Here is a 23,289-nt window from a genome sequence, read left to right as displayed (position 1 = left end):
TCAACTGCTGCTCACTTTCAAAATAATTTGGCCCGTCGGGCAGTCGATTTCTATCTCCCGCACCCGCACCCACTGGTCCAGTTGCACCCAGCCAGCATCACCGGTCAAGTACAACCAGTCACCAGCATCGAAAGAGCCGTATGGGCACATGTCGTGGTCCACCAGGGAAAGGCTGTCGAAGGTCCAGTCCGAGGTGCGGGCTTCGAGCTCATTCCGGGCTTCCCGGCCTGTCTGTGTGGTCTTCGTGAATTCCTTGCGTTCAAGCACGAGCGCACGTCGTAAGCGTCCTGCATCTCGCACTGCCGTGGAACGGACCATGCTGCGGCCCTCGCCGGCGCCCAGGACCATGACTTCCGAAGCGTAATCGCCTTCGACCAGCGGGGGCGGGGCGGTGACGTTCACGCCGATCTCCAGTCTCAGATGCTCACGTCTGACCCCGAACTCCGGGTAACCAATCCGAAGCCGATGCGATAGCGCGTCGTCACCGTCCCACGTCGTTTCTTCCCGGTAGTCGAAAGGGGTCTGGGTCGCCAGGTCCGTGATGATTGAGCCAACGTCGGGGGTGTCCCACCACGAAAGGGTGTATGGCTCTGCCTTCTGCTCCGACAGCTCGCTGACCTTGGACTTGGCGGTGTTGAACTCTTCCTTGGTTTTCGTATGCATCGCTTTGGAGTCCTTGAGGACTTCCTTCTGATCCAGCCATTCAAAAAACCAGTCGCTGGCCGCGTTGAATTTCGCGGTGGAAAGCTCGACCCATTTCTTGCCGTTCCAGGTCGACGCCGAGAGGAGTCCCTCGGCGTTGCCTTTGAACCACAGGTTTCTTTTTGAGCGTTTGTCCCCCGTAGGTTCGCTCGTGGAGCGGATCAACAGCCCGCCGGCTGGGAGCCCTGCTGCAGCGAGCGCTTTGGTCGCGTACTGGTCGACCAGTTTCGCGTCCTCTTCAGCTTGCTCCTTGGTGTAGTCCAGTTGCTCCTGCATGTACGCCTGATGCCGCTTAGCGGCCGTCAGCTGCGCGCCCTCCGGCTTCCCAAGAAACTGTCCAGATTTCACAGCGTCCACAACTACCTGCAGATCTCCCGCCGGCTTGTTCTGCAGGTTCGTCCAGATCAACCGAACCACATCCAATGGGTCAACACGGGTCGAGGAGAACTCCTTATCGACCCACGGCATCCCCGTCGGATAGGACGTGAACCCGCCTGCCGCAACGTTCAGCCAGTCCCCGTCGGTCGTGAGACCGTCGACTATGGCGAAGACCGGATCTCGACCTTCCTGTTCAGCGACAATGGCCGAGCCCCATTCGGTGAGCGCCCGCTGCCCTGAGGGAGCGTTGATCATCCGGTAGCCCAAGGGCAGGCGGCCAGAGATGCTATCAGGGCGCGAAAGCCCAACTGTCACCTTGGCCCCCTGCAGCTGCAGGTCCCGGTCTACCCACTGCCGATCAGGCAAGGTCAACAGATGAAAACGCCAGTCAGACATGCCGCCTCCTATCAGGTGGTCGAAGGGTCAGCGACTTCCAAGAATCTGATCGCCAGGGAGACTCCGGACATCCCGTCTATGGACGCTGTCCATGCTCCACCAGCTGCCCCGTATCGGGCTTTCATCACGAAGATCTGATCGGTCCCTCGAATATCGGCTGGGACGTAGACATCGTCTTCCACAATCCATGGCTGCCGGGTCACACCGCCGCTCGCGGTTCCGTCCCAGGTGTACCTCTGGGTGCTGTACTTCCGAGTTGACGCCCGCAGATAGGGGCCGAACTCAGCCCAAATCTCACCCCAGTTAGTACCTGGTTCAAGCCGCACCCCCATCCACGTGGCGCGGATCTGCGCCCGGGTCGCCCACTTCGGAACGGAAATTGTCTGCTCTCCACCCGCATTCGGGAAGTATTCGCCGTCCACCCCGGCCGCTTTCAACGTTTCGCGGTCTGCTACAACGTTCGGTCGAGGTCGCCACACGTCCGCAACGCGAGGTATTGCTACGTCACGCAGGTCAGTGATCATGCCGTTGGTGATAGTCCCGGTGGAGGCCGGAATGGTGATCTTGGCCAGCAGGATCGCTGGATAGGTCAGACCGAGCTGGTTGATGTTCGAAAGGTTTCCGGGGACGCTGGCGATGCGTTCCAAGCGGGCGTAGTTGAACGTCACCGGATCACTAGGTGCTGCACCTTCGTACTGGGGATCCAGCACCCGTGCGATGATCGCATCCGTGCGGCCGCCACCCGAGCCGGTGGCCGGGATCGTCACCGCGGTAGAAGATGGATTGCGCAGCACGTAAGTCTGCTGAGTGCCGCCGGCGTAACGATTCAGGATCAGGGCTGCTCCCGGCCGGACGGCTACCGTGCCGTTCGGGGTGGACTGGGCCTTTACCGCCAGCGATGCGGGCTCCACGATGCCCTCCGCGCCGGAGGTTGCGGCGTAGGCGAGCAGGCGTGCTACCTCCGGGGAGTGCTGGGCGCCGCCGCCCACGAACCAGGGCGTGAGATCCAAAGCCACAAGGGCCTCCTAAAAGTCATAAAGAATGAATCGAGCGCACGGTCACTATGCTGAAAGCTCCTACACGAACCGCGCATGACCGTGCGCACAGACAAAGGTGAACAATGACCGATTACCAAAGACGATTCCCGATCCATGGCGAAACGCCAGCTAGTACCAATTTGGAACTGACTCTGCGGGACACCATGCATGAACTTACTGATGCACTAGGCACCACGCAGATGACTACCGGTCATCTAGTGACGAGGCATATTGCTGACATTTTCGCCGCAGTGCACGCTGTAACCCTTGAATTGGAAAGTCGGATCAACTTACTCGAAGATGAGCTTCGAAATCGTTGATCCATGCCTTGCCTAGTAGATCCCGGCCCTGAAACACAGGGCCGGTTTCTGCTTCCTCGGTCCAGGATCGGCGCGGTCCTTTGTTTTCATTACCCATCGGGGCCTCCTTAGATTGAGTAGTAAGCGTTGCGCCAGCGCAGTTCGACCAGCGCAGTGCCAGTCGGATCGACGCCACCGAAGGTCAGATCAGAGATGCCGACGGGCAGCACCGCGGAAGATAACCGGGTTTTTCGGGTGAGCATGCCACCCACCGGAGCGGACCCGCGCAGGACGGTGCCGGCGAAAGAGTCGACGGTGACTGACTGGCCAGGCAGCAGTGTCCCTTTCAGGGCGATCTCCCACCCGGCCGCGGCGCGCACATACGGGTCAGTGATTGGCCCCTTGAATACGGCTTTCAGTGGCGTCGCCGCGGTGCCCTTGTTGTCCACGTACCCGGCGCGCGGTGCCGACGAACGGACCGTAGACAGCGGCCCGACAAGCGGAGCCATCAGGCCGCCGGTCGAGGCAGGGACGATCGGAAGCGTCAGCACGGTTTCGGACTCGTCGAAGTGCCGGCTATCCATCAAGCGGAAGTCGCAATCGATGCGTGCTCCACCCTGTTGCGCGCGGATATCCCCGTTGGACCCGGAGAACCGGTCCGGCCGCCCATACACTCGTCGCCACCGGCCGTCCAGCTCGTAGGACAGTGGGGACATAGTAAGCGGTGTCAGTCGGTGCTTCGGGTCGTGCCAGCGACTGGCCAGCGCGGATTCCAACGAAATCGCGCTGGCCAGATCTACAGCATCGGTTGTGAGGCTGATGCCCCACGTCTTGCCACCCAGGAAGTCACGACCGGGAATTACTCCATCACGCTGGGAGCGTTCAGCATCACCAATTCGCAAGCTGGATGTGCCCGAGTTGAAGCTTGTGTTGACCAAGGCCGTGTCCGTGCCGAATGTCAGCCCGTCAAACCTGAACTTCACTTCTTCCCTCCTCGGTTATTCCGACGTCGATGGTGATCCAGTGCGGAGAGGAAGTCATCAACATCAGCATCCTTAGGCAGTTGCATGGTGATCTGATCCCCTCCGTGCTGCACCTGCTCCGCTCCGCGAGCCGCCAGGTTATGAATCGATCGCCACTGGGCCCCGTTGAAAACAGGCTCCGGCGAGCGCGAGGCGTTCATTACCTGGGTTTGTCCCGGTTGCACGTATCCGCCTTGGTCGTACAGGTATGACCGGTAGTTGAACGGTGTGCCGTTGCGCCACAGCTCCGCGTGAAGGTGCGGTCCTGTGGAGCGTCCGGTGTTGCCCGAGCGTGCGATGACGTCGCCGGCTTTGACTCGCTGGCCGGGTTTTGCCGACCATCCTGAGAGGTGGCCGTAGTACGAGGACAAGCCGTTGGTGTGGTCCATGACTGTGCCCTTGCCGGTGCGGCCGGTGACGGCGTTCCATCCGGTTTTTCGGATGATGCCGTCGTACATGGCTCGTACTGCGGATCCGATCGGCACTGCGAAGTCGATGCCCGCGTGGGGGTATCGGCCTCGGGAGGTGCCGAAACCTGAGGTGATGGGGCCGCTGGCTGGCTTCGCGAATTTTCCGAGTGGACCGTCGTAGAACATTGCTCCGCCGTCGGCGACTTGTGCCGCGGCTTTCGCGTCATCTTTCTTGACGGCCCATCCGGTCATGGAGTCGATCAGCTTGTGGCCGGCTCCTCGGATCAGCTCGTTGATTCCTTCTCCCGGGAGCATGGCAGTGATTGAACCCTTGATGGGTTCAGTCAGCGCCCGTACGCCCGCGGCGATGGTTCCAACGGCCCAGTCCTTCACCGCGCCGACGGTGCCTTTCACACCGCCCCATACGTCGGACCAGAAGCCGCCGATTGGTAGTTTCGAGTTCCGCTCGTCGTGACCGCCGGTGAGCGTCGGCAGGGATTCCATCGGAGCCTGCTTTTTGCCCGCCAGCATCGCTTTGGTTTCCGCTGCGGTGTAGACGTACCCTGGACCGGTGTTGATCAGCTCGGGGCCTTCCTCGCCAACGAGTTTCCAGCCGTGCGCCATTTGACCGCCGTCGGCGAATGCTGGGAGTGAGGCAACGTCTGGCAGCTTCCATCCGAGGCCGAGCTTCTCGGCGATGCCGTTGAACATGGCTTTCAGACCATCGTTGTACACCGTGTTCACCACGAAGTTGATGGGCTTTCTTACGATGTTCGCTACGGAATCCCAGATCCCTTGAACTGCTTCCTTGCCGGATTTGAAAGCGGCAGGGAAGTCGCCCTTGAGCAGGTTCGCGATCGTGTCAAATACGGGCTTTCCCCATTTATCCCATACGATCCCGAAGGCTTGCGTCAGGGAGTCCCACCCGGATTTGATCCAGCCGAAGGCAGGCTTGAGCGCATTATTCCAGAGCCACGAAGCGCCGGAGGACACCGCGTCCCAGGCTGGTTTCAGGATGTTCGTCCAGGCCCAGCCGATCCCTGTGGCCAGTACGTTCCAGCCAGCGCCGATCCAACCGAATACGGGTTGCAGGATCGAGGTCCAAAGCCAGCCTGCGGCCACGGCGAGCGCGTCCCAGGTTGGTTTGAGGATGTTGTCCCAGGCCCATTTGGCGTTGTTGGTCCAGTTGGTCCAGGCTTCGGAGATCCAGGTGAAGGTTGGCTGGAGGATGGTTGTCCAAAGCCAGCCCGCTGCGGCTGCTATGCCGTCCCAGGCCGGTTTGAGGATGTTCTCCCAGGCCCAATTCATTCCCGTCATGAGCCCGTCCCAGGCTGGTGCGATCCAGGCGAGGAAGGGTTCGAGGATGTTGGTTTGCAGCCAGCCCATGATGGTGCCCCAGTTGGCGACGGCGACAGCGACAAGTGCTGCGCCGGCGACGATTGCAGCGACGACCCAGGTGATGGGGTTGGCGAGCATGGCCGAGTTCGCTGCCCATTGGGCCACGGTGTAGATTCCCCACGCGGTGGCCAGGCCGCCGAGCCCGATGCCCATTGCTTCCATGACCCCCGGTGTCTGGGTAACCCAGTTGAGGACTTCTTGTGCCGGTCCTAGGAAAGGCTGGATTCCGTCGGCGATGAGGCCTTGGAATCCTCGGCCGAGGGATTCGAGCGATGCGGTTGGTCCCGAATTGATGGCGTCTGTCATCTGCTGGGCGGCGCCTGCGGTGCTATCGAAGGCGTCACCCATGGGGTCGATCATGCCGAGGAAGTTCGGGATCTGGTCAGTGCCGAGGTCTTCGAGTGGTGTTCCGAAGAGCGCGAGGCTGGCCGCGGCTTGTTCGCCTGGATCCTTGATTTCCTGGAGGCCGTGAACGATTTGCGCCATGGCGCCTTCTGCCCGGTCGCCGCCAGCCAGAAGATCGTTGGTCATGGTCGTCATGTCCAAGCCGAGCGCGGAGTATGCGCCAGCGGTGCTCTTGGACATGTCTGTCGAGCGGATCGTGAACTCTTTGAGCGCGTCGCCCATTTTGTCCATGCCGATCGCGCCGTCCTGCGAGGACGCTACGATGATGCCCATGGCGGTGTCGCCATCGATGCCGAGCTGCGCAAAGTGCTTGGAGTACTCGTCGAAGACCGGCAGGATTTCCCCGCGCATGGCTTGGGGTACTTTCTGCATGGATCCGGCAAGCATGTCCATGGCTTGGTCGGCGTCCTTGGCCAGACCGTTCTTGATCAGGATGCCGGCGGTCGTCGCGGATTCTGCGACTCCCACGCCCATGGCCTTTTCGAGGCTTAGGGCTTTGGCGGTGATGGATTCGATCTGCTCCTCGGAGGCATTGCGCATCCCCTGCATGGAGGACACGACGGCGTCCACGGCACCCGTGACGCCTTCCATGGAGTCGCCGAAATTGTCAGCGTAGAGATCGCCGGCGACAGCTCCCCATTTTTGGGCTTCTGCCGGGGTGGCCCCCAGCGAAGCTCCGAGTACCGCGGCGCCATCGGCTTCACCAACTGCGCTCGTGAAGCCGCTGGCCACCAGTGCGGTGGCGCCGGCGACGGCGGTGAGCTTCGTAATGAGCCCACCCATGCCGCCTGTTGCCGCCTTGAATGAATCGTTGGCTGAGCCTACAGAGGACTTGACCTTGTCCCATTTGCTGGGTGCCTTACCTACTTCGGCGGTCTGCTTCTTCTGGGCCTCGGTCAGCTGTTCGCTGATCTTGGCAGCGGCTTTTGATTCTTCCTGAAGCGCAGCTTCTGCGTTCTCGTACTTCCGAGTCGCGTTCTCTGCTTTCTCCTTGGCCGCGGCCAGCTTCAGCGTTGCCGACTGGGCCTGTGCCGATTCGCTACCGTACTTGCTGATCGCGTCGGTGAGCTTTACCTGCGCGTCCAGCTCGGCGGCTTCGGCTTTGTTCTTCGCCTGTCGAGCGGTGGAGATCTCCTGCTTGAGCTTGCCCAGGGCGGCTTCGCTCTTCTTTGCGGAGATCTCCAGCTCTTTGACGAGCCCGTCCGTGGCTCCGGCGGAGTTGTCGGCCATGGCCCTGGTGAATTCATTGCCAGCTTGCCGGCCGGCATCGCGGGCGACCTGGGTAGCTCCGCGCTTGAATCCTGTAGCGAATGGCGACATGTTGGCCAGTACGTCGACCCATACTTCGTCGGCCACAGTGCGCCCTCCTTTCTCTGAAATGAATCAGTGAGGGTTTGGGCGCGCCAGGACTTTCAGAAGGTTGTCCTGCATCTGGTGCTCTGCGGCCTTTTCGAGTTCCTGGTGTTCGCCGGTGCCGGCTTCGGGCCGTGGCAGATACTCCGGTTCCAGTGCGGCACTATTTCCGCGGAACAGGTTATGCAGCTGGATGGAAAGATCGCGGAGCCGGCCGCTGATGTCCCACAGCATCCATTCCTCATCGCCCCACTCGCCGGACACGGCCCGGGCAACGGGGTTCTTCGGCGGGAGGTTTTCCACCATGACGCGGAATTTGCGGAGACTGATCTTCCCGGAGAAAACATCACTGAGCGGGTCGCGCCCGGGGTACGCCTGCAGCAATGCCGCCTCGTACGCCTCGGGCTCGGCCCCAATCAGTTCAGCTATCCCCTGTACCGGAATTTTCCCAGCGAGTCCTTGTACTCCTGGGTTTCAGCTCCGAAGACCAGTGCCAGGTCATCGGTGGTGTAGCCGGCGGCTTTCCACTTTTCCAGCTGCTCTTCACTCGACAGGTCCGGGTGTTCACCCAGGATGACCATGGCGGATTCGTCGCCCGGTGAAGCAGTCTGCAGGCGCTTCATGAAGTCCTGGAAATCTGGGGTGTCCTCGACCTGGAAACCGAGGCGGATGAACACGCGCTCGTCCTTGCCGATTTCAATTGGCAGCAGCTCGTCGGTTCCGACGTTCTCTGCCAGCTGCCTCTTGAAGCGGTCCATGCGTACGACGCGGCGGGTTGGTTCAGCCATGATGATGGCTCCTTTCGTGGGGAATCTGGGGAATCAGCTAAGTGGTTGGGGCTGGCAGGATTCCCCTCGCTGCCAGCCCCAACCGGTTCGGGGGTCGCCCGGTTATGGGACTTGGTGGTAGAACGGTCCGTCCTGCAGCCGCGAGTACGACTTCTTAGCGACGGCATCGCGGAAGAGGCCCCAGGTGCACGAGTAGGTCTCCGCAGCGTTGCGCGCCAGCTTACGGGCGCCCTTCGCGGTGATTGCAGCTCGGTAGGCGTACTCGTAGCGGTAACGAGCCATGTCGCCTACCCCGTCAATTGCGATCACGCCGAGCCGCATGTACGGGTAGTCGGAGATGGCGCCGTCGTGGTAGATCCACGGGCCTACGCTGGTTGCCGGCCAGTCTTCGACCGGCACGCCGTGCCACAATGCCTGGACGTAGGCATTGTCTTCGCCCAGGTTCGTGAGGAGGGTCTTCTCGATACCGGTCAAATCGCGACGGACAGGTTCGAGGGCCTGGTCCATCTGGGTGTTTTCCGAGCTGACCGAGTCTTCCTGGTCGATGCCGTCGGTCGTGATGAATCCGAAGATCTTCGCGTCTGCGGGCAAGATCGGCAGGTGGTCTTCCACCCCGAAGAAGGTGGTAGGTGGCGCGGAAGTCATCGGCTGCACAAACAGCAACTTAGACCCCCACTTGCGGACGTTAGTATCCACGTTGGCCTGATCCAGATCGATTTCTGGCATGATCGCGGCCCCTTTCTAGATATAGAAGAAGGGCCGCATCTGCAGCCCTCGACGGTGGTTATGGTTTCGGTCGGAAATCGACAGTGTACGAAGCGGTTGCCTGGTGCAGGTCCGTGTTTCCATATGGTTCGGCTGTCGGGTGGAAAGCCAACCGCACGTCGTCGGCGTAGCCGTCAGCTGTTCCCTGGCATCGGAGCTTGCGCATCCGATAGTCAGCTTCATCGAGCAGGTCCAGAGCGGCGCCGCGACCTACGGCATAAGCGCAGATCTCGACTGTCGGCGAGCGAGTGATATCTTGCTCGCCCCCGCCAACGACCTGCACCTTGTAGGCTGGAGCGGTTTTCTGCAGGTTTTCATCGGTCTCAGTGAAAATGGGTGGATCGAGCCCCGCCCGCAGCCAGCCAAGCACAAACGCTTCAGCCTTCGGGTAACGGCTCAGGCTAGGCATCCGTGGCCCGCCTGAGGATCTGCTGCCGAGTCAAACGGCCGTACCCGTCGATCTTGCGCATGTCTTCGGTGACCGTTGCTTCGACTCGCGCAAAGGAGCGCAGCAGACCGCTGGGTGACCCGGTGCCAGGACGCGTTCCTTGCCGGACTTTCAGCGCCTGCGCAAACTGGCGCTTGCCATCCTGCAAGGCGATCGACTTCGCCCGGGGAAGAACCCGTTCAGCTTTTGCGGCGAGCGCTGCCCGGACCGCCGGTGACTGCATCGCCTGGTTCAGCTTCTCGGTACTGAGGTTCGGCTGTTTCAACGGCCACCTCCTTTACCGGTGCAATCAGGCCCAACGCGATCGCGTCGGCTTGGCTGTACTTGTTCCCGCGGAAGTCGACACGACCGTCTTCTTCCAGGGATGGTTCATGCTGTGCCATGGTGTCTAGCCTTTCTGATCAATGAGGTTGAGTTCGGTGTGGTCGAGGATTCCCGAGGCGAAGTGCTTGGGTTCGGCTTTCACCTTGTAGGGGTTCCCGGCCACGGTGATGATCGACCCGGCGGTGATGCGTGGGTTGAGGGGCCCGCTGATGAAGTACTCCCCGGTGACGGTGTGCTTTCCGGCTCGGTCCTCGGTGGATGAGGCTGGCTGGAAGTTGCAGGGTCCCCAGTCGATCCGGGTTCTGGTTTTGGAGGGTGTGCCGTCCGGTGCCGGAGTAGTTGCCCCGGTCGGCACGTGCGCGGTGACCATGACCTGGTGCAGTGCGTCGGTCATTCGTACACCTCTTTCCAGTCCGGGAAGATCCGGTTTAGGCCGTAGGCCATGGGGGCTTTGATCTGGGGCAGCGGCGTGGATGCCGCGACCCCTTCGAAGATCTCCACCATCCACTCTTCGAAGCTGAGCCGTTCGTCGCCGCCGGAGGAGTCCAGGGTGATGGCCCGGGACTCGGCTCCGGCGGCAACGGCTACGGATTTCACTCCGTTGTTTTCGATCTTCGGAAGGACCGAGAGCACCATGCTCACGACGACGTCGGTGACGTCTTCGAGTTGCAGTGTTCCGGCGGCGATCCGCTGGTCTACGTCTTTCCAGCGGCGTCGGATCTTTCGGGATGCTGCTCCGATCCAGTACTCGACTCGGGTGGATTCGACCGGTTTCAGCGGGCGCCATGCGTCGACGATGTCTTTGACCTGCGCAAGGTCAGCCATGGCCACCCGCCTTCCTACTTCGTGCCGGTGGTCTTGGCCGCCGGGGTCTTGGCGGCGGCCGGCTTGTTGTCGGCGTTGGCGGCTTCGAGCTGTGCGTTCGCTACGGCCAGCTTTCCGTTTGCTTCGGCGGCTTCTGCCTTGGCTGCTTCGGTGGCAGCCTTGGCTTCTTCCAGCTGGGCCTTGAGCGCTTCGACCGGGTTCTGCGCCGGCGGCTGCTCGGTCACGGTGACCTTCTCGATCAGCTTGCGGCTGACCAGGTGCTTCAGCTGCTCCTCGTCCACGCCTTCAGGGATGATCCCACCGGCGCGGACGATGCGGGCGACACGGTTGCCGTTGGGCGAGCCCACGGAGACCTTCACGACGGAGGCCTTGGCCTTGTACAGAGTTGCCATGGCTTAGGCCCCCGTTCCGGTCATGTAGATGCCGGCCAGCGGGTTGGTGACCACTGGCACGTGCGGGTTGCGGGCCTGCAGGCGGGTCTTGTCCGCCTTGCTCTCGCGGATGGAGGCAACCTCCACGCCGGTGTCGTTGCCAACCGGGCGGTACTCCGGCGACGGGATCGACTCGCGGGCGATGCCGCCGAGCAGGCGGCGGTCCAGGAACAGCGGGTCGGTGACTTCGCCGCCGTCTGCTGCCACCCAGGTGATGCCGCCGATGGTCGGGAAGGCGCCGGTCTTGGCGGTGTCGTCGCTGTCCGGCAGGACGTCCAGCAGCTCAGACACGATCTCGGCGTGCTGGATGCCGTCAAGCACGACGGTGTCGATGTCGTAGCCCAGCTTCAGCGCGCGGACGGTGGCCTTGGCGCGCATGGCATCCTTGAGGATCTGCTTGCCGTTGGTCCATGCGCCGCCGGCGATGGTCTGGGTCACCGAGGACTGGATGACGCCCAGTGCCGCGTCGTTGGCGCTGAACACCAGTTCGGTCTGCAGGAGCAGCAGCGCGTCATCGATTGGCTGGCGCAGGAGCCGGCCCACCTGCTCGTCGGTGACCTCGGTGGCGATGCCTTCCTTCAGCGCGGTGTACAGCTCGTACTGCTCGGCGCTCAGCGGGGTGAGCTTGTACTCGGCGCCTGGGGCGACGGTCTCGGCGCCGCGGTCGGTGCGGATGATTTCCTTGGACGGCACCATGATGGCGCCACCGCTGACCTGGTAGCGGCCCTGCAGCAGGAAGTTGCCGAGGAACTGCTGGGACGTGAGGATGTCGCCCAGGCGGCGGGCGAGCAGAGCAGGAGACTTGATGAAAGCCAGCAGGTCCGCGGCGCTGGCGTTCTCCGTCTGGCTCGGGGTGAATGGGTAGGTAATCATGTCTGGATGATTCCTTTCTTCTAGCGCTGGAGAACCTGGACCAGCTTGCCGTCAGCGGCAGCGGTCAAGGCCAGACCGATGACGGTCCCGGTCGTAGCGGTGCGGACGGCTCCTGCGCCGGCGGCTTCGAGGCTTGCGCCCAGAGCCACCTCGCCGGATGCCTTCAGCTCGTGGATCACTTTGCCGACTTCCACGGTGACCTTGTCACCGATCGCGGCATCGTGGCCGGCAATCCCCACGTAGGAGGTGCTGGCGGCCGCGGCCGGAGCCACGGAACGGTCGGTCGCGCCGACCTGGACAGGATGGCCACCGACTACTGCGGTGGTGACATCGAAGGTGACGGTGTCACCCGGACGATGGATTGGCAGGTACTGGCCCATGGTTAGGACTCCTTCGTGGTCTCAGCGGTCGCGAAGACCTTGCTGTAAACGGTGTCTTCATCGGTGGCCTGGTCCACGCCACCGGTGTAGCCCTTGGCTTCGACCGGCACCAGGCCGGGGGCCAGCGCGTTCAGGCTTTCCTCGGCACCCGGGTCGGCCTTCAAGGCGTTGATCCAGTGCTCGCGGCGTGCTGGCGGGATGCGGCCCGATTCGACAGCCGAGTCCACCACCCGGTTGCGGTGCTCCTCGATCTGCTGGTTGCGGGCCTCACGGCCGGCCGAGGCATCGTTGAGCAGCTGCGAGTACTGCGCCTCGTCGAGCACCACGGTGCCCGGTGCAGGCTGCTGGACGGCGGACGCCGAGGCTGCAGCATCTTGCGAGTCTTCGGCACGCTCGGCGAGCGCTTCGTCCAGTTCGGCCAGGACCGCTTCCTCGGAAACGTCGGTGGCCTTCGGGTCGATCCCCAGACGCTTGATCACGCCCTGGAGTAGAGAGTCCGACATGTCGGCTCCTTCCTTTGTGTGGGGCTGGTTCGGGGATTCCGTTTCAGCCAGATCGTTTCGCCACTGGCCGGCGACGGCGAGCGCCTCGTCCAGGTGGGCTTGGATGTCGCGCCGGGCTGGCGTGGCATTGGTCGGTGTGGGTGCCGGCGCGGCGCGGCGGCCGGCGTAGGCGAACACGCTGAAGTCCAGGCGGTTCTTCAGGTCTTCGGCTTCGGTTTCCGCGGTGCCGACGATGCTGTCGGCGAGTCCGGCGGCTACGGCTTCCTCGGCGGTGTACCAGGTCTCGGCGACCATGCGTTCGCGCCATTCGTCGCGGGTGCCGCCGGCGCGGTCGGCGTAGACGGAGGCGATGGTGTTGGAGATGCGGTCGAGGAAGTCGGCGGCTTCGCGGAAGTCGGCTGGGTTGCCGATCGCGATGGTGAGCGCGTCATGGATCATGATTTCGGCGCCCTTGCCCATGACGATCTCGTCGGCGGCCTGGATGATGAAGCTGGCGGCGGAGGCGGCCAGCCCGTCCACGGTGGCGACGACCTTGGCCTTGTGCCGCTTGAGCGCGTTCATGATGGCCACCGCGTCGTAGACGTCGCCGCCTGGTGAGTTCACGCGGAGGTTGATCGTGTTCGCGGTGACGCCGGAGAGGTCCTGCACGAACTGCGATGCTTCGACTCCCCACCATCCGCCGATCTGGTCGTAGATGAAGATCTCGGCCGCGTCGGATTCGGTGCCGGCTTCCATGCGGTACCAGCTGGTCTTGTTCTCAATCCGCGGCGTCAGGGGGTTCTTCTGCTTCTGGTGCGGCATCGGCTGGTGCTCCTTCCGTGGTTGGCTTGGTGCGTGCCGTGGCGGTGTCTGCCGGGGGCAGGCCGTAGACGGTGCGCAGGTAGATTTCGAGCGGTTCGTCTACGACGATGGCGCCGCAGTCGATGAGCGCCTTGATTGCCTCGGCTGTGGGCTGGTGGCGTGAGCCGATCTCGTCGAAGGTCACCAGCGGGGCTGGTTCGTCCGGGCCGAAGTTCAGGTCGACCAGGTCTTCGACGATGTGCTGCGAGGCGGTCTCCGCGATGTAGCCGGCGAACGTCTGCAGGGACAGGGTGAAGAAGTCCGCGAAGGTGCTTCCCAGTGCCCAGGAACCGGTTTCGGTGCCGAGGTTGAGGAAGTGGGCCAGTACTGCACGGGCGATCTGCTCGTCGTAGTAGCGGATGGGGGCTTCGGCGTCCGGCAGCTGGCCGGTGACTCCGAGCAGGTCGAGCTTTGCCTTTGGCGGGATGGAAGCGCCGGAGGTTTCGCCGGAGCGCACGCCGCGGGCGATGGCCAGGCCAGCGTCCACCTGCGCCTGCATTGCCGTCTGGTACTCGGCGACGGTCATGTTCTCCGGCAGTTCTCCGGCGGTGTACACCGGGAAGCCCATGCCGTTGCGGTCCACAGACTGCAGCTGAACCCGGAGCATGCGGTCCTTGAGCAGCCAGAACTTGTACGCCGGGCGAAGCAGCGACTGGCCCAGCCAGTTGCCGCCCTCCCTGTCGAGCACGTACGCGACCAGGCGCTCCACACCCATGCTGGACTTCTTGCCGGTCGGATCGCCGAGCTGGTGCAGGGTCTTGAGCCCGCCGTCGGCGTCCACGTCGACCTGCGAGATGGTGCGCTGCGGGCGGAAACCCAGCTTGCGGAGCCGCGCGCGGCCCTGCTCGTCGATGCGGTAGACCTGCTCGAAGTAGGCGTGCCCGAAGGGAAGCATCAGCAGTGCGAGGCGCAGATGCTCCTTCCAAGAGAACCTGTCTCGGGAGCGCGGCGCGGTGACGGCCGGCTGTCCTTTGATCGGCAGGCCCAGATCCTCGGAGACCAGCTGCACTACCTCGGGGCGCGCCCCGTTCGGGTCGATGCGCCATTCGGTGCGGATGATCGGCAGGGTCACGGCCCTGAGCACTGACATGACCTGCGCGTCCTGCCGGCGCATCTTGTCGTACACCTCGATGTTGAGGGGCCAGCGCAGTTCCGGGGTTTCTTCGTCCTGCTCGTAGCCCCAGAAGCTGGAGGCTTGATAGCCTCGCTCGTCTTGCGGTGCGGCCATTGACCCTCCTCTCAAAATCCGATGCTGCCGATGTCCGAGGTGTAGCCCTGCCCGCTGTCATAGCTGGTGTGGCTGTCCTGGACGTGGGTCGCAACGTCGCTGGTCTTCACCGCGGCCGGGGCTGGCGGCGGTGGCAGTTGTCGGTCTTCCTTGCGGGTCAGCAGCCACAGCGCGGCCACGGCGGCCATGAGCGGGGCCGTGTCGGCTGGGGAAGCCTTGTCGTCTGGCAGCGTCGCGCCGCCGCTGAACTTCTTCAGCACCGCGGTGGTCGCCGCCAGATCCAGCGGAGGCTGCTTGTGGTGGCGCAGGCTCTTCCCGGTGACCTCGTCCATGAACCGGGACCAGCCGTTGGTGAGGTCGGTTCCCTGCCACGGGATCACCGGCACGTCGAAGTCGTTCTCCGGGTCATCCTTGGCTTCGGCCAGATCCTCAATCAGCGAGGAAACCTGCGCGCCCTTGGACTGGCCTGTGACGGACTTGATTCGCCCGCGGCGCTTGGAGTTCATCAGGTAGCCGCTCGTCCAGCTGGTGCCGTGCCTGGCGGCTACGATCTCCACCTGCGGGCGGCCGTCGGTGCGGTGCCCGGCGAAGGCCATGTACACGTACTCGCGGTCGCTGGATTGGGCCAGCCCCACGGTCACGTCAGAGATGATCCTGTCGGCTTCCGCGATTTGAGGCATGCCGTCTGGGCCGATCTCCGGCTTGTTCTGTCCTTCTTCCCATACACCTGGCGGGAACGGGCCTTCGAGCACGCCGTCCGTCCACTGGCACAAACACTCGGTGCGGAACACCCATTCGGGGTCGGTCTTGCAGGCCGCGGCCAGCGTGCGCTCGGTGAAGCCCGGGTTCCAGCCCACCGAGGGGTTGGCCTGCGCCCAGCCTTCGCGGTCCCACTTCGAGCATCCGGGAGGAGCCGACCATTCGAACAAGCCGAGGCTGTCGGGCTCCTGCTCCCACTCGTCGTCTTCCTCGTACTCCTCGTCATCATGGTCATCAGCGGACTCCATACCCAGATCGATCACGTCGGGCAGCAGGTCTTCACCGGACTTGCAGATGCCGTCCGGATCCCCCGCGCCCTCGTGGCCCATCTGGCGAAGGTAGCGCAGCACGATGCTGGTCACGTCGCCGGCGTTGGACAGCGCGAGGATCAGCGCTTCCAACTGGGCCATGGTGGTCTTGGTGATCGCTCCCCAGGCATCCCAGTTCTGATGCTCGCGCAGTTCGTCGAGCAGGATCAGGTTTCCAGTGAAGCCGCGGCCCGCCTTGCGGTTAGCCGCCTTGACCTTGTACCTAGTCTTGACCCGCTTGGTCTGCTTGAAGTCCTCGACGTCACGGATGATCTCCAAGGCCTTCTTGCCGTTGACCTTCACGACCTTGTCGATCAGCGGGGCCAGCTCTTCGGACTCCTCGACCATGTCGACGGCGCCCTGCCAGACTTCCTCTGCGGTCTCCAAGTCCTGCGCGGTACCGAGCACCAGCGGCCAGCCCCACACGCAGATGATCCACAATGCAAGCACCTGCGAAAGCGTGGACTTGCCGTTCTGGCGAGCAATCAGCACCACCACGGTGCGGAAGCGCAGCTGGCCATCTTCCAACAGCTCCAGCATGTGCACCAGCAACCACTTCTGCCACGGAAACAGGTTCACCTTGAGAACCTGCTCCGCGAAGTCGATCACGTCATAGCCGAGAGTCCACTCCTCCGCCTCCGGCGAGCGCGGTTCAAGCTGGTGCAGCGGCGGGGTGTAGACGCGTGGCTTTTCCTTGCCGTAGAGCTTGGGTCGCTTCTTCCTACCCGGCTTGGCGGCGCCTGTTCGCCCGTTCCTGGAAGCTTGAGACGTTGCTGCCACCGCCTACCCCCTTGTCCTGCTTTGGAGGCTCTGGCGCGGCTCCTGCGCTCAGCGCAGCGGGAGTGATCTGAAGCTCGGAGCACGTCTTCACGTACTGCGGAAGGATCTTCACCACGGCGTCATTCAGTGACTCCATGGAGTCGCGCTGTGCTTCGTCGATCATCCATGCCTGGGTGCGGGCCGCGGCTATCAGGCCTGTGTACTTCTTGCCGGCATCGCCCTGCAGGTGCGGTGAGTTGGCGATGGCCGCGGCGGTGGCGTCGGCCATGTAGCCGCGCTTGCGGGTCGGCCGGACCAGCGGGGCGAAGCGGTCGCCCCAGGTGCGGACCTGCTCGTTGAGCTTCCGGGCGACTTCCAATGCCGGGTGGGCTTGGACTTTGCCGCGGGAGTCGCGGACGACCATGCCTTCCTCGTCGATTCGGCTTTCAGCTTCGCGGAGCCGGGAGACCAGGAAGCAGTAAGCTTCCAGCGCCTGCCGGTCCACGGTGCCGGCAATGTCGTTGGTGGCCACGATCTCGTCCCAGACTTCCTTGACCTTCTCGGGTAGCCGGTCGGGCGCGGTCAGGCGTGGGTCGCGTTCTTCAGTTCCGTCCACCAGGTCACCTCCTGCGCGGTCAGTTCGCGCGCTTGGATGTCGGCGGTGCCGAGCAGCTTGAGCGGTTGGAAGGTTCCCGCGGTGATCGCTTCCAGCTGGGCCGCGGCGATGCCGTTGCCGTCGGTGGCCTCGGAGTCGGCACGGTCGATGTACTCCGGACGGAGCCGGGCGACCAGATCGGAGAGTGTGCGCCGGGACTTGCGCCAGTCCACCATCGTGGCGATGTCCGGGACGCTCATGTGCGGGTAGTCCGCCAGCACGTCGCGGACGGCCGGCTCGAATTCCTCGGTGGCGCTGGGACGCCAGTACTCCAAGCGTGCGTCCTCGGCGAGCGCCCTGCGGATCGCGTTGCGGGACACCTCGTGGTCTCGGGAGATCTCGCGGATCCCTCGGCCGTCGGCGTGCAGCTGGATGATCTTGGGACGGTCACGCATGACGGCTGCTATTCGAAGTGGACGATCGGTTCGGTGGATGTCGCGACGATCGGCGTCAGCACTTCCATCTCTTCGTCTGTCGTCGAGTCGTGCACGTAGAGGATGTCAGCTACAACGCCGATTCCCTCGCACGAGTTCGCGGCCATGACGCGGATGCTTCCGCCGTTCTGAAAGTTGATGAGGCGTTTGCCAGGGACTCGCGAGATGCGCGACGGGTCCAAGTCCAGTGCTGGATCAATCAGCGCGTCCATCCCTATCTTGGCGCTCTGAGCACCGGGGAACGCGATGGCCACACGCTTGCCCAGCGCGGCTTCGGTAAGCACTGCCTGCAGCGCTCCCTTGGTTGGAATCACGGTTTTCACGATGGGGACCTTTCGCTCAAATAGTTAGGCGGGTTCACTTTCACCGCCATATTGCCTTGTCAACCCTAAAAATGGTTCGGAATCCCCCAGGGGGGAGAGGGAGGTAACCGGCGCGACTTACTTTCACCTCGGGGTGCTGGATTTTATTGGGTCTCGGCCTGGTTACCAGTCGTCCTTGACGCCCAAGCCGGTCTGGATGTTGGGTCCGGCGGACTTGTTGCAGTCCAGATGTGCCGGGGCCCAGTTCGTCGGGTCCCAGGTGAGCTGCGGGAAAAGCTTGCGAGGCTTGACGTGCTGCACGCTGCATGACTGCGGGTGCGGGTACATCAGCGAGTAGTCGATGGACAGTTCGCAGATGACGCATGGTGTCTTCGCTCTACGGCCCTTGGTCTTGACTTGGCGCAGCGCTTCGGATGCGGATCGTCCGCTCCATGGCTTGACCGGCATCTGGTTCAGGCTCATGAGTTGATCACCTCACTGCACTTGGGAATGACGAAGCCCCGAACATCTTGGGGTCTGTCCGGGGCTTCGAGTCTCTGGGTTAAATGACGAACCCCCGAGTCTCAGAGAGATTCGGGGGTTCGATTGAGCCACTAAGGCCATTCAATCAGTAAATTTACGGTGCTATGTCAAATCCGTCAAGTCAGGCCCGCTTCTTGGAAAGCCGCGGCCCTCTGCGCTTCTGAGCTCCCAGGGACTTGAGCATGTTCGTCCACGTATCCCACTGCACAGTATGTCCGGCATCGGTGGAGCACTGCACGATGTGGGCACCGGCCCGGTTCTCCACCACGACCAGTTGAGCACTGCATCCCGGGCGCTTGCAGAACTGGTCAGGTAGATCGACCTTGGTCTCGGCTCCATGCGTTGCCGTGACCGTCCAGCCTGCCGCGTCCCGGATCCACCAGTAGGCATTCTTCGTGAACGTCTTATCCGCAGCTCCCGCGATCTTCACCGCCTGGCTCCGAGACAACCACTCCGCCAAGCTTCCGGTGTCCTGGTACACAGGCAAATGCACACCATGGTCATCGACCAGTCGCAGCACCACCGACCAGATGTTGTCCCGAACCACTCGCAGCGCATCCGACACCGCCACATTGATCGGCACCGGCGCCTCGATCCGCTGGGCATGGCGCTCACTGCCACCACCACCGAACCCGGCATGCAACGCTTCCTGAGCGTCATCCCATCGAGCGGCCACGAACCTCAGGTCGGCAATCATCTGGTCATTGCACTCACCGCACAAGTTCAGGCCCGGCATGGATGCCGGGGGCCAGCTGTCCGGGTTATCCAGCAGATGAACCACGCATACCCCCGCTGCTTGCTTCGCCGTCTGGATGCATCCCCAGCACCCGCAATACGGTGACTCCCTATGCTCTCCCAACTACAGCACCTCCTCGCAGCACTCGAATGATCTGACCCGACACGTAATCGATCGGGCGCCACACCTCGGCCGTCGCACCACCACGACGCAAGCCGTTGATCCAGGACTCCTGATCTGTGCTCACCCGACCGGTCTGGGTCTTCAACTCAGCGAACACGAGCTTGCCGGACTTGCCGTGCACGAGCACCAGATCAGGGAAGCCAGGATTAGAGCGCCGGCTATCCGCGGTGTGATACGTCAGCGTGTAGCCCAGGGGCTTGGCCAGCTGGATCACTTGCGATTGGAAGGTTGCTTCGCTCCACAACAGAGCAGGATGGTTCTTCATCATGAGTTCTTTCTCTTCCGAGGTCTTCTACGTCTTGAGCGGTTGGCAGGAGGGCTTGACGGTTTAGGAGATTCAGGGTGGGAAAGATCGCGCCTCCCGCCCCTACCCGTCCCGTCCCGGCCCGACCCGTCCCGACCCGTCCCGGCAGATCTAGATCCGACACCCTCAGGTTTCTTGATGATCAACTGATTATTTTTTGATTCGGAGTTGATCTGAGCCGGTGCGTGGGACGAGCCGGTGATTACCGTTGCGTCGTCGCCAGCTGGAGTCTCACCCTGGCGGGGAGTCGCGACAGCCTCGCTGCCCAGTGCTTCGAGCATCTCCGAGTAGTCGTGGAGCCCTGCGTCGATGTCCGAGAAGGACATGCGCTCTTTCCGGGCCGGTTGGACCGGTGCCTCGGAGTGCTCAACCACGGGCGCTGCCGTTGCTTCCTGAGCGGTGCGGGCGGACGAGCCGGTGGTAGCCGTTGCGTCGTCGCTTGCCGTTGCCTCAGCCGAAGCTGTGGCCGGAGCCTGCGCCTTTTCAGGTGCCGGAGCGGTGGTGGGAGCGTGTAGCTCAACACGTTCGGTGGAGACCTTGACCAGGATTCCCGCCTTGTCGCGCAGCCACGCGACGGTGTCTGCGGTGAAGTACGGCGTTCCTGGTGCCGGTCTGAGTTCTTTGTCCCAGTACTCACCAGCCTTTCTCTTTGAATTGCAGGACTTGCAAGAGACCACGAGCCGTTCGATCGGCGTCGGATCGGAATTGTCCAGGTCCTTCGGGTCGAGATGGTCAATCTCCCCGGCCCGGATGGACTTGCGGTCATTGTTGAATGTGACCAGGCGGCCACACCAGCGGCACTCGGCGCCATCGCGCTTGATGATGGCGCCCTTCTTGGCCATGTCGTAGGTATCAGCGCGACGGTTCTTCTCGCGGTCCTTGTCCGACTTGAGGATCATGTGAAAGAGGTCGTCATCCTCCACGAGCTTGAGTACCCGGCGCATACTGCCGTTCTCCTCAATCTCCTTCTCTTCCAGAATCCCGCAATACAGCGCCGCCCCGAGCAGGTCCTTGTACCTGCTCAGGCCGGCGAGCTGCTTGGCCGTGCCGATCTCCACGATGTAATCCCGGTCAAACGCCGCCGATTGCGTGGCGCAGCGATTGGCCCAGCCGTACATCTCATTCAGGAGACGATCGTCAACCTCATCCAGCTCCAGAACACGCAGCACCAACGGGTGATTCGCCGACACGTCCGACTGCTTCAACCACGACATGCTTGTTCCTGTTCGTATCTCTCGCACGCGGCAATCTGAAGGCTACGGCGAGCGCTGGTGGGTGGTGTTTGGTGTTTCGGGGGTTTAGCACTGGTTCGCGCCTGCTGGAGGCTCTGGGAAGCGGTAGAGGTGCCAAACGAGCCTGTCGGCCAGGCAGCTGGCTATGTGCTCGGCGTTTTCGGGGATGCGCTGCCCGGTGCCGAAGACCTGAACCCTCTGGTTTCCCATGGTCTTGGCCCTCCAGGTGTCTCCATCCAGCTGGGCTTCGACCCAGACTTCGACACGGTCGTGCTCGTGCGTGATGTGCTTATTTCGGTATTCAGTGAAGTGCACGATCTTCCCGGACGGGATCTCGTGCGCCTGGTCGTTGACCTTGAGCTCGTATCGGTAGATTCGACGGTTCATGGCGTGGCCTCAATTCTGATGATGTGCTCTGGGTGGGCTTTGGTCTCCATCTGCTCGCCGTTCCACTTGACGGTGAGCTTGCTGGAGAACTCGCTGTGCGAGGTGAAGACGATCTGGCCGTACATCATCCTGTTTCCTGGCAGCGGGATTCGGGCGTGAAGTCCGTGGTGGAAGTAGTTGATCGCGCCGATTCGGATCTCTTCCATGTCCACGAGCGGGTCGAGCATCTGCGGCGGGCCCTGGTGCTCTTGATCTTCGGTCATTCGTCCCTAGCCTCCTTGCGGTATGGGTTGTCCCATGTTCGGCCGTCTAGATGTTCAAGACGGAGTGTGATCCCATCGGGGTTCAGGATCGCGTGATTCAGAGCAGTTCCAACACCCTCCTGCCAAGCTTTGGCTTCTTTGTCCCTCGTGTGCTGTTCGAGTACCTGAATTGCGTGCTTCTTGTGACGCTTCCCGGCGTTGTCGCCGTTCCCGATAAAGAACCCGCACTGGCATTCACGCTGTCCCTCGTCGTTAAACACGAGCTTGAAATGCTTTTTGAAAACCTTCTTGATGCTCATGGCTTCACCTCCGGGCTGTCAGCTTTGATCATGGCCAGCAATGGAGCGCTGTAGGGGCTCACAGGCTTCTTGAATGGCCTGTCTGGGCCCGATGCATTGCAGGCTCGAATGCCAGCGCTTAATCCCTCTCCGAATGCCGTGTTTGCCAGTGCAAGACCTGCCCGCGTGGTCACGAGTTCTTCGACGCTGGTCACTTCCGGCAGCGCGGCGGCGAGATAAGCGGACACGGCGGCGCGGGCGTGGTTCGAATAGGGCATCATCGACGGCGCATCCGTGAAGGCATAAACCTTGCGTTCCAGCGGGTCGCTCATTCGTTTCCACAGCGCTTGACCAGCTGCTTCGATCGCGATCGGGTCTAGCTGGGGCTGTTCAGGCATTGATCTCGTCCTCCCACTGAGCTCCTACAGCTGGGCCTCGTTCGGGCGCCCTCAAAGGAACCCGGATTCTGTATGTCCTGGTACGACGCGGCATGTTCCGGGATCCGAACCGACGCGCCCACTTCATGTTCTTCTGCCCAATGCGCTCAATATCGAAGGTCTCAACGATGAACTTGTTCCCGGTGATTACCATGCGGGATTCAAGCGGCACGTAATGCCGCACGCCGTTCGCAGTCGCCCATTCGAAGAGCACATCTCGCTGTGATTGGTTCAGCTTGGCGAGGTTGATGATTCCTGGCTTCATAGTTGCCTCCTCCTAGTTGGTTCCGGCGATGCGTGGCACCGCGATGTGGTTTGGTTCGGCCTGCCGGGTGGCTGGCGCCGGCGGTGCGGTCGGGGCTTCTGGTTCTACGTCCGGCATGCGCAGGGCTGGGGCTGGGCTGTCGCCGGCGTAGAAGTGCTGCATCTGGATGAGCATGGTCGGGGTGATTCCGGTCCAGACGCTCGGGACGATAGCCCGGGCGCCGAACTCGTCCATCCATGGGTTCAGGGACTCGGGCTTGTATTCGTCCTCGGCCCAGATGATCCGGTCCCCCGCGCGGCCAACGTCGGCCAAGAACTCGCCGATGGCCGTGGACTTGTGGAAGGTATCGTTCCGGCCCAGCTTGAGCCATGGCCACAGGCCCGCGCCCTGCAGGCCGATCTTCTCCCCGAAGGTTGGTGCTTGGCGTTGCCAGGAGCTGGACCAGATGACCTGCACGTCGTAGTCGTGGATGAGCTGGTTCAGGCCGGCGATCATCCGCGGCGAGATGATCTCGCCCCACTGCTTGCCATCCACGCGGGTGAAGTCAGCCCAGGCCTGCTTATGTGGTGGGACGGTGTAGGCGCGCCATGCGTTGAGCACGCCGTCAATGTCGAGAAAGAGGTAATTCGTCATCTCGTC

30 protein-coding genes are annotated in these 23,289 nt (G+C 62.6%); all 30 read right to left on the bottom strand.

The window, feature by feature from the left end; translation table 11 throughout:
• The 30 genes from DFO58_RS16240 to DFO58_RS16095 all read right to left on the bottom strand — a co-directional run bounded on the left by DFO58_RS16240 (position 1) and on the right by DFO58_RS16095 (position 23,283).
• Positions 1 to 1,476, bottom strand: a complete 1,476-nt coding sequence (locus DFO58_RS16240; protein ID WP_120991693.1) for a hypothetical protein — start codon at positions 1,474 to 1,476, stop codon at positions 1 to 3.
• Between the two features lie 11 nt (positions 1,477 to 1,487).
• Complete coding sequence (locus tag DFO58_RS16235) at positions 1,488 to 2,492, bottom strand: hypothetical protein (protein WP_120991692.1); 1,005 nt, start codon at positions 2,490 to 2,492, stop codon at positions 1,488 to 1,490.
• A gap of 448 nt (positions 2,493 to 2,940) precedes the next feature.
• Entirely contained in the window at positions 2,941 to 3,795 is an 855-nt protein-coding gene (locus tag DFO58_RS16230; RefSeq protein WP_120991691.1) for a hypothetical protein, read from the bottom strand.
• Positions 3,792 to 7,403, bottom strand: a complete 3,612-nt coding sequence (locus tag DFO58_RS16225) for a peptidoglycan DD-metalloendopeptidase family protein (protein ID WP_120991690.1) — start codon at positions 7,401 to 7,403, stop codon at positions 3,792 to 3,794. Before DFO58_RS16225 ends, DFO58_RS16230 begins: the two co-directional genes overlap by 4 nt.
• A 27-nt stretch (positions 7,404 to 7,430) precedes the next feature.
• A complete protein-coding gene (locus tag DFO58_RS16220) occupies positions 7,431 to 7,706 on the bottom strand; it encodes a hypothetical protein (RefSeq protein WP_147407317.1) in 276 nt (91 codons plus the stop codon).
• A gap of 119 nt (positions 7,707 to 7,825) precedes the next feature.
• The gene (locus DFO58_RS16215; RefSeq protein WP_120991688.1) at positions 7,826 to 8,188 is read right to left on the bottom strand and encodes a hypothetical protein; all 363 of its coding nucleotides are present in this window, start codon (positions 8,186 to 8,188) and stop codon (positions 7,826 to 7,828) included.
• A 102-nt stretch (positions 8,189 to 8,290) separates the two neighbouring features.
• Positions 8,291 to 8,914: a hypothetical protein gene (locus DFO58_RS16210; RefSeq protein ID WP_120991687.1), complete on the bottom strand. Its 624-nt coding sequence runs from the start codon at positions 8,912 to 8,914 to the stop codon at positions 8,291 to 8,293.
• 58 nt (positions 8,915 to 8,972) lie between these two features.
• Positions 8,973 to 9,362 carry a hypothetical protein gene (locus tag DFO58_RS16205; protein ID WP_120991686.1) on the bottom strand — a complete coding sequence of 130 codons (390 nt, stop codon included), beginning with the start codon at positions 9,360 to 9,362 and terminating at the stop codon, positions 8,973 to 8,975.
• Positions 9,355 to 9,666, bottom strand: a complete 312-nt coding sequence (locus tag DFO58_RS16200) for a hypothetical protein (RefSeq protein ID WP_120991685.1) — start codon at positions 9,664 to 9,666, stop codon at positions 9,355 to 9,357. The genes DFO58_RS16205 and DFO58_RS16200 overlap by 8 nt, the downstream gene beginning before the upstream one ends.
• Before the next feature lie 123 nt (positions 9,667 to 9,789).
• Positions 9,790 to 10,119 (bottom strand): hypothetical protein, encoded by a 330-nt coding sequence (locus tag DFO58_RS16195; protein WP_120991684.1) that lies wholly within the window; start codon positions 10,117 to 10,119, stop codon positions 9,790 to 9,792.
• Positions 10,116 to 10,550, bottom strand: a complete 435-nt coding sequence (locus DFO58_RS16190; RefSeq protein ID WP_147407316.1) for a Gp19/Gp15/Gp42 family protein — start codon at positions 10,548 to 10,550, stop codon at positions 10,116 to 10,118. Before DFO58_RS16190 ends, DFO58_RS16195 begins: the two co-directional genes overlap by 4 nt.
• 14 nt (positions 10,551 to 10,564) lie before the next feature.
• Positions 10,565 to 10,942 (bottom strand): hypothetical protein, encoded by a 378-nt coding sequence (locus DFO58_RS16185; protein WP_120991682.1) that lies wholly within the window; start codon positions 10,940 to 10,942, stop codon positions 10,565 to 10,567.
• A gap of 3 nt (positions 10,943 to 10,945) precedes the next feature.
• Complete coding sequence (locus DFO58_RS16180; protein ID WP_120991681.1) at positions 10,946 to 11,854, bottom strand: hypothetical protein; 909 nt, start codon at positions 11,852 to 11,854, stop codon at positions 10,946 to 10,948.
• Positions 11,855 to 11,874: 20 nt separating this feature from the next.
• Positions 11,875 to 12,234: a capsid cement protein gene (locus DFO58_RS16175; protein WP_120991680.1), complete on the bottom strand. Its 360-nt coding sequence runs from the start codon at positions 12,232 to 12,234 to the stop codon at positions 11,875 to 11,877.
• Between the two features lie 2 nt (positions 12,235 to 12,236).
• The gene (locus DFO58_RS16170) at positions 12,237 to 13,538 is read right to left on the bottom strand and encodes a head maturation protease, ClpP-related (RefSeq protein ID WP_120991679.1); all 1,302 of its coding nucleotides are present in this window, start codon (positions 13,536 to 13,538) and stop codon (positions 12,237 to 12,239) included.
• The gene (locus DFO58_RS18335; RefSeq protein ID WP_183043234.1) at positions 13,495 to 14,805 is read right to left on the bottom strand and encodes a hypothetical protein; all 1,311 of its coding nucleotides are present in this window, start codon (positions 14,803 to 14,805) and stop codon (positions 13,495 to 13,497) included. The genes DFO58_RS16170 and DFO58_RS18335 overlap by 44 nt, the downstream gene beginning before the upstream one ends.
• Before the next feature lie 11 nt (positions 14,806 to 14,816).
• The gene (locus DFO58_RS16155; protein ID WP_147407314.1) at positions 14,817 to 16,652 is read right to left on the bottom strand and encodes a terminase; all 1,836 of its coding nucleotides are present in this window, start codon (positions 16,650 to 16,652) and stop codon (positions 14,817 to 14,819) included.
• Positions 16,594 to 17,247: a phage terminase small subunit P27 family gene (locus DFO58_RS16150; RefSeq protein WP_183043233.1), complete on the bottom strand. Its 654-nt coding sequence runs from the start codon at positions 17,245 to 17,247 to the stop codon at positions 16,594 to 16,596. The genes DFO58_RS16155 and DFO58_RS16150 overlap by 59 nt, the downstream gene beginning before the upstream one ends.
• Positions 17,214 to 17,681 carry a hypothetical protein gene (locus tag DFO58_RS18625; protein ID WP_183043232.1) on the bottom strand — a complete coding sequence of 156 codons (468 nt, stop codon included), beginning with the start codon at positions 17,679 to 17,681 and terminating at the stop codon, positions 17,214 to 17,216. The genes DFO58_RS16150 and DFO58_RS18625 overlap by 34 nt, the downstream gene beginning before the upstream one ends.
• Before the next feature lie 8 nt (positions 17,682 to 17,689).
• Entirely contained in the window at positions 17,690 to 18,043 is a 354-nt protein-coding gene (locus DFO58_RS16145; protein WP_120991674.1) for a hypothetical protein, read from the bottom strand.
• Positions 18,044 to 18,205: 162 nt separating this feature from the next.
• The gene (locus DFO58_RS16140) at positions 18,206 to 18,505 is read right to left on the bottom strand and encodes an HNH endonuclease (protein WP_120991673.1); all 300 of its coding nucleotides are present in this window, start codon (positions 18,503 to 18,505) and stop codon (positions 18,206 to 18,208) included.
• A gap of 181 nt (positions 18,506 to 18,686) precedes the next feature.
• Positions 18,687 to 19,346, bottom strand: coding sequence for a hypothetical protein (locus tag DFO58_RS16135; RefSeq protein ID WP_147407313.1), 660 nt, complete (start codon positions 19,344 to 19,346; stop codon positions 18,687 to 18,689).
• Between the two features lie 64 nt (positions 19,347 to 19,410).
• Positions 19,411 to 19,752: a VRR-NUC domain-containing protein gene (locus DFO58_RS16130; RefSeq protein ID WP_286163640.1), complete on the bottom strand. Its 342-nt coding sequence runs from the start codon at positions 19,750 to 19,752 to the stop codon at positions 19,411 to 19,413.
• On the bottom strand, positions 19,749 to 21,002 hold the full coding sequence (locus DFO58_RS16125; RefSeq protein ID WP_120991671.1) for an HNH endonuclease: 1,254 nt from the start codon (positions 21,000 to 21,002) through the stop codon (positions 19,749 to 19,751). Before DFO58_RS16125 ends, DFO58_RS16130 begins: the two co-directional genes overlap by 4 nt.
• A gap of 84 nt (positions 21,003 to 21,086) precedes the next feature.
• Positions 21,087 to 21,407, bottom strand: a complete 321-nt coding sequence (locus DFO58_RS16120) for a hypothetical protein (protein ID WP_120991670.1) — start codon at positions 21,405 to 21,407, stop codon at positions 21,087 to 21,089.
• Entirely contained in the window at positions 21,404 to 21,670 is a 267-nt protein-coding gene (locus tag DFO58_RS16115) for a hypothetical protein (protein WP_120991669.1), read from the bottom strand. Before DFO58_RS16115 ends, DFO58_RS16120 begins: the two co-directional genes overlap by 4 nt.
• A complete protein-coding gene (locus DFO58_RS16110) occupies positions 21,667 to 21,969 on the bottom strand; it encodes a hypothetical protein (protein ID WP_120991668.1) in 303 nt (100 codons plus the stop codon). Before DFO58_RS16110 ends, DFO58_RS16115 begins: the two co-directional genes overlap by 4 nt.
• Entirely contained in the window at positions 21,966 to 22,346 is a 381-nt protein-coding gene (locus DFO58_RS16105) for a hypothetical protein (RefSeq protein ID WP_120991667.1), read from the bottom strand. The genes DFO58_RS16110 and DFO58_RS16105 overlap by 4 nt, the downstream gene beginning before the upstream one ends.
• Complete coding sequence (locus tag DFO58_RS16100) at positions 22,339 to 22,650, bottom strand: hypothetical protein (protein WP_120991666.1); 312 nt, start codon at positions 22,648 to 22,650, stop codon at positions 22,339 to 22,341. Before DFO58_RS16100 ends, DFO58_RS16105 begins: the two co-directional genes overlap by 8 nt.
• 12 nt (positions 22,651 to 22,662) lie before the next feature.
• Positions 22,663 to 23,283: an HAD domain-containing protein gene (locus tag DFO58_RS16095; RefSeq protein ID WP_120991665.1), complete on the bottom strand. Its 621-nt coding sequence runs from the start codon at positions 23,281 to 23,283 to the stop codon at positions 22,663 to 22,665.
• Positions 23,284 to 23,289 lie beyond the last annotated feature (6 nt).

It is taken from the genome of Arthrobacter sp. AG1021, assembly GCF_003633665.1.
Taxonomy (GTDB): Bacteria; Actinomycetota; Actinomycetes; order Actinomycetales; family Micrococcaceae; genus Glutamicibacter; species Glutamicibacter soli.
The sequence above is the reverse complement of the archived record's forward strand: the minus strand, read 5'-3'. Positions and strand labels throughout refer to the sequence as shown.

Excerpts from the sequence above, each read along its gene's own strand:
- DFO58_RS16205 (WP_120991686.1), bottom strand. The coding sequence starts at position 9,362 with ATGCCTAGCCTGAGCCGTTACCCGAAGGCTGAAGCGTTTGTGCTTGGC.
- DFO58_RS16100 (WP_120991666.1), bottom strand. The coding sequence starts at position 22,650 with ATGAAGCCAGGAATCATCAACCTCGCCAAGCTGAACCAATCACAGCGA.
- DFO58_RS16170 (WP_120991679.1), bottom strand. The coding sequence starts at position 13,538 with ATGCCGCACCAGAAGCAGAAGAACCCCCTGACGCCGCGGATTGAGAAC.
- DFO58_RS16185 (WP_120991682.1), bottom strand. The coding sequence starts at position 10,942 with ATGGCAACTCTGTACAAGGCCAAGGCCTCCGTCGTGAAGGTCTCCGTG.
- DFO58_RS16215 (WP_120991688.1), bottom strand. The coding sequence starts at position 8,188 with ATGGCTGAACCAACCCGCCGCGTCGTACGCATGGACCGCTTCAAGAGG.
- DFO58_RS16105 (WP_120991667.1), bottom strand. The coding sequence starts at position 22,346 with ATGCCTGAACAGCCCCAGCTAGACCCGATCGCGATCGAAGCAGCTGGT.
- DFO58_RS16095 (WP_120991665.1), bottom strand. The coding sequence starts at position 23,283 with ATGACGAATTACCTCTTTCTCGACATTGACGGCGTGCTCAACGCATGG.
- DFO58_RS16220 (WP_147407317.1), bottom strand. The coding sequence starts at position 7,706 with ATGGTGGAAAACCTCCCGCCGAAGAACCCCGTTGCCCGGGCCGTGTCC.
- DFO58_RS16240 (WP_120991693.1), bottom strand. The coding sequence starts at position 1,476 with ATGTCTGACTGGCGTTTTCATCTGTTGACCTTGCCTGATCGGCAGTGG.
- DFO58_RS16110 (WP_120991668.1), bottom strand. The coding sequence starts at position 21,969 with ATGAGCATCAAGAAGGTTTTCAAAAAGCATTTCAAGCTCGTGTTTAAC.
- DFO58_RS16115 (WP_120991669.1), bottom strand. The coding sequence starts at position 21,670 with ATGACCGAAGATCAAGAGCACCAGGGCCCGCCGCAGATGCTCGACCCG.
- DFO58_RS16130 (WP_286163640.1), bottom strand. The coding sequence starts at position 19,752 with ATGATGAAGAACCATCCTGCTCTGTTGTGGAGCGAAGCAACCTTCCAA.
- DFO58_RS16210 (WP_120991687.1), bottom strand. The coding sequence starts at position 8,914 with ATGCCAGAAATCGATCTGGATCAGGCCAACGTGGATACTAACGTCCGC.
- DFO58_RS18625 (WP_183043232.1), bottom strand. The coding sequence starts at position 17,681 with ATGCGTGACCGTCCCAAGATCATCCAGCTGCACGCCGACGGCCGAGGG.
- DFO58_RS16140 (WP_120991673.1), bottom strand. The coding sequence starts at position 18,505 with ATGAGCCTGAACCAGATGCCGGTCAAGCCATGGAGCGGACGATCCGCA.
- DFO58_RS16120 (WP_120991670.1), bottom strand. The coding sequence starts at position 21,407 with ATGAACCGTCGAATCTACCGATACGAGCTCAAGGTCAACGACCAGGCG.
- DFO58_RS18335 (WP_183043234.1), bottom strand. The coding sequence starts at position 14,805 with ATGGCCGCACCGCAAGACGAGCGAGGCTATCAAGCCTCCAGCTTCTGG.
- DFO58_RS16125 (WP_120991671.1), bottom strand. The coding sequence starts at position 21,002 with ATGTCGTGGTTGAAGCAGTCGGACGTGTCGGCGAATCACCCGTTGGTG.
- DFO58_RS16175 (WP_120991680.1), bottom strand. The coding sequence starts at position 12,234 with ATGGGCCAGTACCTGCCAATCCATCGTCCGGGTGACACCGTCACCTTC.
- DFO58_RS16195 (WP_120991684.1), bottom strand. The coding sequence starts at position 10,119 with ATGACCGACGCACTGCACCAGGTCATGGTCACCGCGCACGTGCCGACC.
- DFO58_RS16190 (WP_147407316.1), bottom strand. The coding sequence starts at position 10,550 with ATGGCTGACCTTGCGCAGGTCAAAGACATCGTCGACGCATGGCGCCCG.
- DFO58_RS16180 (WP_120991681.1), bottom strand. The coding sequence starts at position 11,854 with ATGATTACCTACCCATTCACCCCGAGCCAGACGGAGAACGCCAGCGCC.